The 11,061-nt window shown below is 74.3% G+C and carries 13 protein-coding genes; all 13 read left to right on the top strand.

Features of this window, described 5'->3' with window-relative positions; all coding sequences use genetic code 11:
• Nucleotides 1-16 precede the first annotated feature (16 nt).
• The 13 genes from HUT06_RS24970 (at nt 17) to HUT06_RS24910 (ending at nt 11,047) form a co-directional block, all read left to right on the top strand.
• The gene (locus HUT06_RS24970) at nt 17-862 is read left to right on the top strand and encodes a fumarylacetoacetate hydrolase family protein (RefSeq protein WP_176197950.1); all 846 of its coding nucleotides are present in this window, start codon (nt 17-19) and stop codon (nt 860-862) included.
• 67 nt (nt 863-929) lie between these two features.
• The gene (locus tag HUT06_RS24965) at nt 930-1,205 is read left to right on the top strand and encodes a YciI family protein (RefSeq protein WP_176197949.1); all 276 of its coding nucleotides are present in this window, start codon (nt 930-932) and stop codon (nt 1,203-1,205) included.
• Nucleotides 1,206-1,302: 97 nt separating this feature from the next.
• A complete protein-coding gene (locus tag HUT06_RS24960; protein ID WP_254715368.1) occupies nt 1,303-2,922 on the top strand; it encodes a GAF domain-containing SpoIIE family protein phosphatase in 1,620 nt (539 codons plus the stop codon).
• Complete coding sequence (locus tag HUT06_RS24955; protein ID WP_176197948.1) at nt 2,919-4,010, top strand: B12-binding domain-containing protein; 1,092 nt, start codon at nt 2,919-2,921, stop codon at nt 4,008-4,010. Before HUT06_RS24960 ends, HUT06_RS24955 begins: the two co-directional genes overlap by 4 nt.
• Nucleotides 4,011-4,081: 71 nt before the next feature.
• Nucleotides 4,082-4,285 (top strand): hypothetical protein, encoded by a 204-nt coding sequence (locus tag HUT06_RS24950; protein ID WP_176197947.1) that lies wholly within the window; start codon nt 4,082-4,084, stop codon nt 4,283-4,285.
• Between the two features lie 59 nt (nt 4,286-4,344).
• Nucleotides 4,345-5,463 (top strand): Ldh family oxidoreductase, encoded by a 1,119-nt coding sequence (locus tag HUT06_RS24945; protein WP_176197946.1) that lies wholly within the window; start codon nt 4,345-4,347, stop codon nt 5,461-5,463.
• Entirely contained in the window at nt 5,460-6,188 is a 729-nt protein-coding gene (locus tag HUT06_RS24940; RefSeq protein WP_176197945.1) for an SDR family NAD(P)-dependent oxidoreductase, read from the top strand. The genes HUT06_RS24945 and HUT06_RS24940 overlap by 4 nt, the downstream gene beginning before the upstream one ends.
• A 7-nt stretch (nt 6,189-6,195) precedes the next feature.
• On the top strand, nt 6,196-7,812 hold the full coding sequence (locus HUT06_RS24935) for an FAD-dependent monooxygenase (RefSeq protein ID WP_176197944.1): 1,617 nt from the start codon (nt 6,196-6,198) through the stop codon (nt 7,810-7,812).
• 4 nt (nt 7,813-7,816) lie between these two features.
• Nucleotides 7,817-8,170 (top strand): hypothetical protein, encoded by a 354-nt coding sequence (locus HUT06_RS24930; protein ID WP_176197943.1) that lies wholly within the window; start codon nt 7,817-7,819, stop codon nt 8,168-8,170.
• A complete protein-coding gene (locus tag HUT06_RS24925) occupies nt 8,163-8,678 on the top strand; it encodes a cupin domain-containing protein (RefSeq protein WP_217711433.1) in 516 nt (171 codons plus the stop codon). Before HUT06_RS24930 ends, HUT06_RS24925 begins: the two co-directional genes overlap by 8 nt.
• A 34-nt stretch (nt 8,679-8,712) precedes the next feature.
• The gene (locus HUT06_RS24920; protein WP_138635098.1) at nt 8,713-9,120 is read left to right on the top strand and encodes a RidA family protein; all 408 of its coding nucleotides are present in this window, start codon (nt 8,713-8,715) and stop codon (nt 9,118-9,120) included.
• Nucleotide 9,121: 1 nt separating this feature from the next.
• Nucleotides 9,122-10,006, top strand: coding sequence for a fumarylacetoacetate hydrolase family protein (locus HUT06_RS24915; protein ID WP_176197942.1), 885 nt, complete (start codon nt 9,122-9,124; stop codon nt 10,004-10,006).
• A 54-nt stretch (nt 10,007-10,060) separates the two neighbouring features.
• Complete coding sequence (locus tag HUT06_RS24910) at nt 10,061-11,047, top strand: amidohydrolase family protein (protein ID WP_176197941.1); 987 nt, start codon at nt 10,061-10,063, stop codon at nt 11,045-11,047.
• Nucleotides 11,048-11,061: the final 14 nt, after the last annotated feature.

The following is an 11,061-nucleotide window of genomic DNA, read 5'->3' as shown; positions in this document are numbered from 1 at the left end:
CTAGGAGACGACGAGCATGGAACTCCTGCGACTGGGCCCGCCCGGCGCCGAGACGCCGGCGCTGCGCGCCGCCGGGAAGACCTACGACCTGAGCCCCGTCGCCGGCGACATCGACCCGGACTTCTTCGCCGCGGGAGGGATCGGGAAGGCGCGCGACGCCCACCGCGAGGGGCGGCTGCGCGAGCTCTCCGGAGCGGCGGACCTGCGGGTCGGCGTCCCCGTCGCGCGGCCGGGCGCCGTGCTGTGCATCGGCCAGAACTACGCGGCCCACGCCGCCGAGTCGGGAAGCGAGCCGCCACGGGAGCCGATCCTCTTCTTCAAGCACCCGAGCTGCCTCGTCGGCGCGTACGACGACGTGGTCCTCCCTCCGGGCAGCGTCCAAGCGGACTGGGAGGCCGAACTCGTGGTCGTCATCGGGAGGCAGGCCGACCGGCTCGCCTCGCCCGCGGACGCGCCCGCGGTCATCGCCGGCTACACGATCGGCAACGACGTCTCCGAGCGCGCCTGGCAGCTCGGGAAGGACGGCGGCCAGTGGTCGCAGGGCAAGTGCTTCCCGACGTTCGGCCCGCTCGGCCCCTCCGTCGCCATCGGCCCGGTCGACCCGACCGGTCTCGGGATCAGGTCCCGGATCAACGGCGAGGCCCGCCAGGACTCGGTCACCAAGGACATGATCTTCGCCGTCGACCACCTCGTCTGGTACCTGTCGCAGGCGATGACGCTCCGCCCGGGCGACCTGGTCTTCACCGGCACCCCGGAGGGCGTCGCGCTCTCCGGGCGCTTCCCCTACCTCCGGGCCGGCGACGTCATCGAGATCGAGATCGACGGCCTCGGGCGGCAGCGCCAGCGGGTCACCGCGGGCTGACCGGCCCTCTGGAACCCTCCCCGGCCGGCAGGCCGCGGGACCAACCCGACACGAAAGGACAGGCCACATGGCCCACTTCATTCTGACCTACGGCTACAACGACACCCCGCTGCGCGCTGAACGCCGCCCCGAGCACCTGGAGCACCTCGGCAAGCTGGAGGCGGCCGGCTCGCTCGTCCTCGCCGGGCCGCTCGCCGACCTGAGCGGAGGCATCATCGTCCTCGCCGCCGACGACCTGGAGGCGGCGCAGGCGCTCGTCGAGCAGGACCCCTACACCCGGCTCAACGTGACGAAGGACCGAGAGCTGAAGGAGTGGAAGATCACCGCCGGGCTCAAGGGCTAGCCCGCGACCGGGCAGGTCGGGCGCGGACCGGGGAGATCGCTCATCTCGCGGGTACGGGGTGAGGAGGCAGTGGAGCGATCTTCTCGGGGGCCATGGCGTGACGGAACCGACCCAGGGCGAAGGCGGCGGCGCGCGGGACGTGCTCGATCCGGTGCTGCGCGCCGCTCCCTGCGCGGTCCTGTCCGTCGACCGGGCCGGGGTCGTCGTCCAGGCCAACGACGCGGCGCGGCTGCTGCTGGGCGTCCCGCCCGGTGGGGCGGCGGCCGTGGCCGTCCCGGAATGGCTGGCCCGTGCCCGGCGGCCGATCGGCGGACGAGCCGGTCCGGTCGCGCGCGGGCCGATCGGCGGCCGGGTGGTCGAGGCCCACCCGGTACGGGAGGGCGGGACGCCGGAGGACCCGGCGGGGGCGGCCTGGTGGCTGGTGGACGTCACCGAGCGGGAGCGCACGGCGTTCCTGATCGAGATGTCCGAGGAGCTGCCCGAGTCGCTCAACCTGGAACGGTGCATGGAGGTGACGGCGCGGCTGGCCGCCCGGCACCTGGCCGACGCGGCGGTGGTGATCGTCCCGCGGTCCGCGCGGGGCCATCCCGTCGCCTGCTCCGGGCCCGGCGGGCGGGTCGAGCACCGGGAACTGCCGATCGACCCGGCGGAGGTCGAGGGCCTGGCGGACGCGCTGCGGGGCTTCCCGCCGGTTCCGCCGCGCTGGATCGATCCGCGGACCGCTCCCGCCTGGCTCGCGCGCCTCGCGCCGGGAAGGCCGGCGGCGATCGCGGTCATCTCGCTCCCCGGCCACGGCGTTCCGGCCGGCGCGCTGGTGCTGCTGCGCCTGGCGGGCCCGGAGGCGTTCTCGGCGGGGGAGGAGCCGACCGTCCGCCTCTTCGCCGGCCGTGCGGGCGCGATGCTGTCGGCCGCGCGCCTCTACGCCGAGCAGGCGTCCATCACCGCGACCCTGATGCGCGAACTGCTGCCGCCTCGCACGGACGAGCTGGAGGGGGTGGAGCTGGCGGCGCGGTACCGGCCGTCCGGTGACGAGGACCTGGTCGGAGGCGACTTCTACGACGTGTTCCCCGCGGGCGCGGCCGACTCGCGGGCCGAGTCGCTGGTGGTCCTGGGGGACGTGTGCGGCAAGGGCCTGGAGGCCGCGGTCCTGACCGGCAAGATCCGCACCACGCTGCGGGCGCTGCTGCCGATGGCGGGCGACCACCGGCGCGTGCTGGAACTGCTCAACGGGGCCCTGCTGCTGGACGATCCGGCGCGGTTCGTCACGCTGGTGCTGGCCTCGGCCCGCCGGGAGGGCGCGCGGGTGCGGCTGCGGCTGACCAGCGCGGGCCACCCCGCCCCGCTGCTCGTCCGGGCCGGCGGGGCGGTCGAGACGGCGCGGACCGGTGGCTCGCTGATCGGCGTGCTCGAGGAGATCGACTCGACGACCGCGGAGGCGACGCTCGGTCCCGGGGACACCTGCCTGCTGTACACCGACGGCATCACCGAGGCCATGGGCGGACCGCGGGGCGGCGAGATGTTCGGCGACGAGCGGCTGCGCGCCGAGCTGGCCGAATGCGGCGGCATGCCCCCGGAAGCGCTGGTGGAGCGGGTGCACATGCTCGCCGCCGAATGGGTCGGGACGGGCCGGCACGACGACATGGCGGTGATCGCGATCACCGCTCCCGGGCGCGCCGGGGCGGGCGCCGCCCCGGAACCGGAAGGGGGACCGCCATGACGCGCTCGGCGCGGCCGTCCGGCGGGACGGCGGGGGCGGACGCGCTCTGGACGGCCGTCATCGACGGGGACGAGTACGCCGCCACCGACATCGTGATGGCGGCCCTGGACGACGGGATGGATCCCGAGGACCTGCTGCTGGACGTCATCGCGCCACTGCAGGCCCGCGTCGGGCGGGAGTGGGCGGCCAACCGGATCACCGTCGCGCAGGAGCACACCGCCACCGCCGTCAACGAGCGCGTGATCGGCGCGGTCGCGCACCATCCGGCCGTCCGGCGGCGGGCGGCGGCGGCCCCCGAGCGGCCCGGCCGGATCGCGGTGGCCTGCATCGACGGCGAGTGGCACGCCCTGCCCGCCCGGCTCCTGGCCGAGGTGCTGCGGCTGCGCGGCCGGCAGGTCGACTACCTCGGCGCCCAGGTGCCGACCCCGCACCTGATCTCCCACCTGCACCGGACCGCCCCGGCCGCGGTGGCGCTGTCGTCCTCGATCGCCACCCGGCTCCCGGCCGCGCACGCGGCCATCACCGCGTGCCAGTCGACCGGCACCCCGGTCATGGCCGGCGGCGCCGCCTTCGGCCCCGGCGGCCGCTACGCCGACCTGCTGGGCGCGGACGCGTGGGCACCCGACGCCCGTGCCGCCGCCGACCGGCTGGCCCGCGGCCCGCTGCCCCGGCCGCACCCCCACCGGGTCGTCGACGACCTGCCGCACCTGGCCGACCATACCTACGCCCATGTCACCAGCACGGCGCCCCGGCTGGTCCGGCACGTCCTGGACGGGCTGCGGTCGCGGATCCCGGCGATGGCCGGCTACACCGACGAGCAGCGGGACCGGGCGGCCGAGGACGTCTCCCACATCGTCGAGTTCGCCGCCACCGCCCTCTACCTGGACGATCCCGGACTCTTCACCGGTTTCATGACGTGGACCATCGACATCCTCGCCGCCCGCGACGTCCCCGCGCGGTTCCTCCTGCCCGTACTCGACCTGCTCGACGAGCAGCTCACCGACTACCCGCGCGCCACAGACCTGCTGTCACGCGCCCGCACCACCGTCCAGGAGCGCATCGCGAACACGCCACCCGGCGGCGCTTGACCCGCGAAGCGCGCCGCCGCGTCCCGTGACCGCGCCCGCGGGTCGACGGGCGTGGTGGCGTTGAGCCCCGGATGCACGAGGTTCTCGGGCAGCTCGTTGATCCGGTCGGCCGGTTCCTCGACGGGATGAGGGCGGCGCCGGACATGTGCCCGGCAAGGTACCCGGCCGCGGGGCCGCACGTCCAGTACCACCACGTCACCCACCACGGCCGGACGCCCGGACCGGCCTTCCCGCTCACTGTGCCGTTCCTGCCCGTTCACGGCGGCGAGTTCTGATAGTTGACATTTGATATGAGATATCGGCAAGCTTCGGTCCGTGATGCGTGGAGAGATACATGAGTGATTCGAGCCAGCGGGGGCGCGTGCCCGTCGACGGGCTGCGGCGCACGGTCGGCGCGGTCTTCCGTGCCGTCGGGTTCAGCGACGCCGCGTCGTCGACGGTGGCGGAGGCCCTGGTCGACGCCGACATGCGCGGCGTGGCCTCGCACGGGAGCATGCTCGTCCCGATGTACGTCGACCGCGTGCGGGCCGGCTCCGTCAGCCGCAAGGAGCGGGCGGACGTCGTGGTGGACCTCGGCGCGATGGCCGTCCTGGACGCGGGGCACGCGCTCGGCCAGCTCACGGGGGACCAGGCGATGGGGATCGCCGTCGCCAAGGCGAAGCGCTTCGGCGTCGGGGCGGTGGCGGTCCGCGACGCCTTCCACTTCGGGGGCGCGTTCCGCTACGTCGAGGCGGCGGCGCGGGAGGGCTGCGTCGGGCTGGCCGCGGCGAACACCCGGCCGCTGATGCCCGCCGTCGGCGGGGCGGCTCCCGTGGTCGGCAACAACCCGCTCGCCGTCGGCGTGCCGATGCCCGACGGGCCTGCCGTCGTGCTGGACATGGCGCTGTCGGAGGCGGCCCTCGGCAAGATCCGCATCGCGGCGGCGGAGGGCCGGGAGATCCCGTCCACCTGGGCCTCGGACGCGGAGGGCCGGCCCACCACCGACCCCCGCGCGGCCCTGGGCGGCATGCTCCTGCCCGCCGCCGGGCACAAGGGCTTCGCGCTGGCGCTGGTCATCGACGTCCTCACCGGGGTGCTGTCCGGCGGAGGGTTCGGGCAGGCCGTGCGGGGGCTCTACAGCGACGTCACGGTCCCCAACAACTGCGCGCACTTCTTCCTGGCCGTGGACGTGGCGGCGTTCGGCGACCCGGCGGACTTCGCGGAGCGGATGGGCCGGCTGGCCGCCGAGGTCACCGGGTCTCCCACCGCGCCCGGCGTGGAGCGGCTGTACCTGCCCGGCCAGATCGAGGCGGAGAACCACGCGGCCGCCCTCGCCGGAGGCGTCCGGATCGAGGGCAGCGTCCTCGAGGCGCTGCGCCGCACGGCCGGCGAGGTCGGCGCCGTCCTGCCCGACTCGCTGGCCCTGGCCGGAGCCGACGTTCCGGTCCGCGCGACGGGAGGCACCACCCGATGAGAGCCAGCTTCGACGCGACCGGGCAGGTCGTCATCGTCACCGGCGGCGCCAACGGGATCGGCGCGGCCCTCGCGCGCGGCGTCGGCGCCGCCGGCGGGACCGCCGTGGTCTTCGACATCGCGCCCGCGGCCGGCCTGGACGCGGCGCCCGGGGTCGAGCAGGTCGCCGTCGACGTGGCCGACCGCGACGCGGTCTTCGCGGCCGTCGAGCAGACCCTCGCCCGGCACGGCCGCGTCGACGGCCTCGTGGCGGGCGCGGCCGTCCAGCCCCGCGCCGAGGTGGCCGGCATGGCGCCCGAGGAGTGGCGCCGTGTCCTCGGCGTGAACCTCGACGGCGTCGTCTGGTGCTGCCAGGCCGTGCTGCCCGCGATGGCCGAGCGCCGGTCCGGGTCGATCGTGGTCTTCAGCTCCGGCCTGGCGCACATGGGCCGGGCCGAGGCGTCCGCCTACGCCGCCAGCAAGGGCGCGCTGGTCTCGTTCGCCAAGTCGCTGGCCGCCGAGGTGGCCGAGCACCGGATCCGGGTGAACGTCCTCGCGCCCGGCGTCATCGACACCCCGCAGTTCCAGGCCGCCAACCCGGCGGGCGGCGAGCGGGAGCACTGGGCGCGCACCACGGGGATCGGCACCCCCGAGGACGTCGTCGGCCCCCTGCTGTTCCTGCTGTCCGACGCGGCGACCATGACCGGCTCGCAGCTCACCCGCGACCGCGCCTACCCGAAGGAGTGACCTCCCAGTGACCGAGACGACGACACCCGAGGGGGAGGTCCTCCCCGTCGCGGTCGTGGGCGCCGGGCCCATCGGCCTGATCACCGCGCTGGGGCTGACCCGCTACGGCGTCCCGGTGGCCGTCTTCGAGGAGGACGACCGGCTCTCGCTGGACACCAAGGCGGGGACCGTCCTCACCCGGACCCTGGAGGTCCTGCACCGGTACGGCGCGCTGCCGGAGGTGCTGCGCGCCTCGCTGCGGATCGACGAGATCGGCGAGATCGACCGGGTCACCAACGAGCCCACGCTGAGCGTCCGCACGGGCGAGCTCACCGAGGACACCCGGTTCCCCTTCGTCATCAACATCCCGCAGCACCACCTGGAGCCGGTGCTGCGCGACAGCTTCACCGGACGCGAGCACGGCACCCTGCACATGGGGCACCGGTTGACCGCGTTCAAGCAGCACGACGACCACGTCGAGCTGACGTTCGACACCCCCGGGGGCGAGCGGCACGTCAAGGCCCGCTACCTGCTGGCCTGCGACGGCGGACGCTCGCAGGTGCGCGAGCAGCTCGGCATCACCGTGGAGGGGCGCACGCTCGACGAACGCTACATGCTCGTCGACCTCAAGGCGGACCTGGACGTCGCCAACCCGCGCGACTACCCCTACCTCGCCTACTTCTCCGACCCCTCGGAGTGGATGATCCTCGTCCGCCAGCCGCACTGCTGGCGCTTCCTCTACCCGCTGGCCAAGGGGGCGGGGGAGCCGACGCACGACGAACTGCGCGACAAGGCGCTGCGGTTCATCGGCGAGGTCGAGGGCATCGAGGTGCTCGGCACCAACGTCTACACCGTCCACCACCGGGTGGCGGAGCAGTGGCGCGACGGCCGCGTGTTCCTGATGGGCGACGCCGCGCACCTGATCACGCCGATGTGGGCGCTCGGCCTCAACACCGGGGTGCTGGACGCCTCCAACCTGCCGTGGCGGCTCGCCTGGGTGCTGCGCGGCTGGGCCGACGACTCCCTGCTCGGCGGCTACGAGGTGGAGCAGGCGCCGGTCGCGGTCAAGGGCTCGGGCCAGATGGCCGAGGCCGCCCGCACCTACATGAGCGGGCAGGGCGGGGCCGTGGACGCGATGACCGACGGGAACTGGGGCAACGCGTTCACCCGCGGCCTGCTCGGAGTGCGGCTCGACGTCGACGACACCGGCGACTGGTCGATGGTCAAGACGGGCTCGGGGCCGCTGCCGGTGCGCACCGGCGACCGCGCCCCCGACCTGCCGCTGTTCGGCCCGGAGGGCTCCGTCCACCTGCACGACCTGGCCGCCGAGTCCTTCGTGGCGCTCTACTTCACCGACACCAGGCGGCGGCCGCGGATCCCCGCCGAGGCCGGCCCGGCGCTGCGCCGCTTCGCGGTGTCGCGCTGGGACGCGCCGCACGACTCGGGCCTGCGCGACCGGGCCCTGTTCGACCCCGGCGACCGGGTGCGCCGCCGGTTCGGCGTGGACGGCGACACCGTCGTGCTGATCCGGCCGGACGCCCATGTCGCGGCGATCCTTCCGTTCGACCCCGCCTCCGGACAGGACCCGGCGGCGGCCGTGTACCAGCGCATCTGCGGACGCGCTCCGATCACCGCACAGGAGTAAGGGCATGACCGATGGCAAGACCGCGACCGGACCGGACGGGCGGCCCGTGGAGCTCGGCCCCGTCGGCCAGGAGATCGTGTTCGAGAACGAGCAGATCCGGGTCTGGGAGATCGAGCTGGAGCCGGGCAGGGCACAGCCCTGGCACCACCACCAGAACCCGTACGTGGTGATCGCGCTGGAGGCGGCCGACAACCGCATCGACTCGCTCAAGGGCGGCGAACCGCGCCTGGTGCACGAGCCGGTCGGCGGCGTCGTCTACCGCGAGCCCGGCGAGATCCACATGCTCACCAACCGGGGCGAGAGCCGCTACCGCTGCCGTCTCGTCGAGCTGAAGTGCCTGGGAGAGAACCTTGTCTGAGCAGCCGTGCCCTCCGGGCGTCCCGGAGGAGGAGTGGGAGAACAACCTCTCCGAGCCCGCCGCCTACAGCGGGGAGGCTCCGGACCGTTCCCGCGAGCAGGACGTCGCGGGCCCCGACGGCGAGGTCATGGGCCGATTCCGGGAGATCCTCCTCAACACCGGCGACCTCGACTGGGTCGACAAGACCCTCGCCGGCCTCTCGCAGAAGATGCTGTGGCGCAACGACGAGACGGGGGCGTCGATCGCCCTGGTCCGCTTCAAGAAGGGCGCGGGCATCCCGTCCCGGCACTCGCACGCCTCCAACCAGTTCATGTTCTGCCTGCAAGGCCGCTACACCTACGTGCCGACCGGGCTGACCCTCACGTCCGGGTCCCTCTACTGGAACCCCAAGGGCAGCCTGCACGGGCCGACGCTCGCCGAGGAGGACACCGTCCTGCTCGAGATCTACGACGGCCCCCACTACCCGACCCAGCCCGACTGGTACGACAGCGCGGCCGACGCCCGCTGACCCGCGCCGCCCACCCGACATCAGAGGAGGACCCATGCCCAAGCAAGAGATCAGGACCGCCGAGCTGGCTCCGCCCAACGGCCACTTCGCGCAGGCGACCATGGCCGAGGCCCGCGGCCGCCTGGTCTTCATCTCCGGAATGACCGCGCGCAACAAGGACGGCGGTGTCACCGGGGTCGGCGACGTCTCCGCCCAGACGCACCAGGTGTGCCAGAACCTCAAGGCCGCGGTCGAGGCCGCCGGCGGCACCCTCGACGACATCGCCCGGGTCGACGTCTACGTCCGCAACATGGAGGACTTCGCCGCGATCCACGAGGTCCGCAGGCAGTACTTCACCGGGGTGTCGCCCGCGTCGACGCTGGTCGAGGTGGCGAAGTTCGTCAACAAGGACTACCTCATCGAGATCAACGCGATCGCCGTGGTCGCGGACGGGGACGGCTGAGATGCGGCTGGCCGCGATCCGCTTCGAGGGCGGGATCCGCACCGCCGTCGTGGAGGGCGACCACGCCGCGGTGCTGCCCGCCACGGCGCCCACCCCCGACGACGTCGTGCGCGGCGGCGCCGAAGCCCGCGAGGCCGTCTCCGCGGCCGCGCAGGTCGCGCCCCGGGAGCCGCTGGACGGCCTGGACCTGCTCGCGCCGCTGCGCAGGTTCAACCGCGACGTGCTGTGCACCGGCTGGAACTACTGGGACCACTACGAGGAGTCCATGGGGAAGCGGGAGGGGCAGGACCCCGAGCAGCCCCCGTCCCACCCGACCTTCTTCACCAAGGGCCCCGACACGGTGATCGGCCCGCGCGACGCCATCGCGTGGGACCCGGAGCTGTCCGCGAAGTGGGACTACGAGGCGGAGGTGGCGCTGGTCATCGGCCGCGACGGCAGGTCGATCCCGGAGGAGCGGGCGCTCGACCACGTGGCGGGCTACCTGGTCGCCAACGACGTCTCGCAGCGCGACCTGCAGCGGGCGCACGGCGGCCAGTGGCTGAAGGGCAAGAGCATCGACCGCACGATGCCGCTCGGGCCGTGGCTCACCACCGCCGACGAGGTCCCCGACCCGCACGACCTGGCGATCACGTTCGACCTGAACGGCAGGCGCCTGCAGCAGGCGAGCACGGCGCAGACCGCCTTCTCGTTCGCCCGGATCATCGCCGAGCTGAGCTGGGGGATGACGCTGCGCGCCGGTGACGTCGTGCTGACCGGCACGCCCAGCGGGATCGGCAACGCGCGCGAGCCGCAGATCTTCCTCGCCGAGGGGGACGAGCTGCTCACCCGCGTCGAGGGGCTCGGGGAACTGCGCAACCGCGTGGCCCGCGTGTCCCTCACGTCCTAGCCGACCCGGCACCCCCCAGTCCGACGACCACTCCGAAGGAGGCCGGCCTCACCGATGGGCGGCATCGATCTGCACACCCACCTCGCGCCCGTCCTGACCGGGCCCGAGATCGCCGGGCTGCCCGGCGTCTCCCTCGACGGCGGACGCCTCGCGGTGGACGGCTCGCACGGCGGTCCACCGCGGCTCGGCCGGCCGCACGCCCTGGAGGCGTGGCTGGGTGAGCGGTCCCTGGACGCCGCGGTGGTCTCCGCGCCGCCGCCGTTCTTCCGCCAGCACCTGCCCGGCGACGAGGCCGCGCGCTGGGTGCGGGCGCTGAACGGCGGCATGCGGCGGGCCGTGGCGGGGCGGCCGGCCCTGCTGCCGATGGCCTACCTCCCGCTGGAGCACCCGCAGGTCGCGGTGGCGGAACTCGGCCGCCTCCTCGCGGAGGACGGCTGGGCCGGGTTCGCCGCCGCGGCCGGCGGGCGGTCGGTCAGCCTCGCCGACCCGTCGCTGGAACCGCTCTGGCGGCTCCTGGCGGAGGACGGTCGCCCGGTCATGCTGCACCCGGGGCACAGCCCCGATGACCGGCTGGGCGAGTTCTACCTGGCCAACCTGCTGGGCAACCCGTCCGAGACCGCGGTCGCGGTCGCGCAGCTGCTGTTCGGCGAGGTCGTCGACCGGCACCCGGGGCTGCGGTTCCTGCTGGTGCACGGCGGCGGATGCGTGCCCGCGGTCCTCGGGCGCTGGCAGCGGGGCGCCGACACCGGGCGGCCGGGCGTGCCCGCGCTCGCCCGGCCGCTGCGCGAGGTGCTGCGCGGCAGCTTCTATACGGATTGCCTGACCCACGATCCCGACGTCGCCGACCTCGCGGTGCGCGTGTTCGGCGCGGACCGCGTGGTCCTCGGGAGCGACTGGCCGTTCCCGATGGGCAGCGACGACCCCGCCGCGCTGCTCTCGCACCGCGACGCCGGCCTCGTCCGGCGGGTCGGCGAGGACAACGCCAGGACCCTTCTCGGAAAGTCCGGACACGCGGCCGCGGGGTCCGAGCCGCGGCCATGAGTGCGCTGCCATGA

This window comes from Actinomadura sp. NAK00032 (assembly GCF_013364275.1).
In the GTDB taxonomy this organism is placed as follows: Bacteria; Actinomycetota; Actinomycetes; order Streptosporangiales; family Streptosporangiaceae; genus Spirillospora.
The sequence above is the reverse complement of the archived record's forward strand: the minus strand, read 5'-3'. Positions and strand labels throughout refer to the sequence as shown.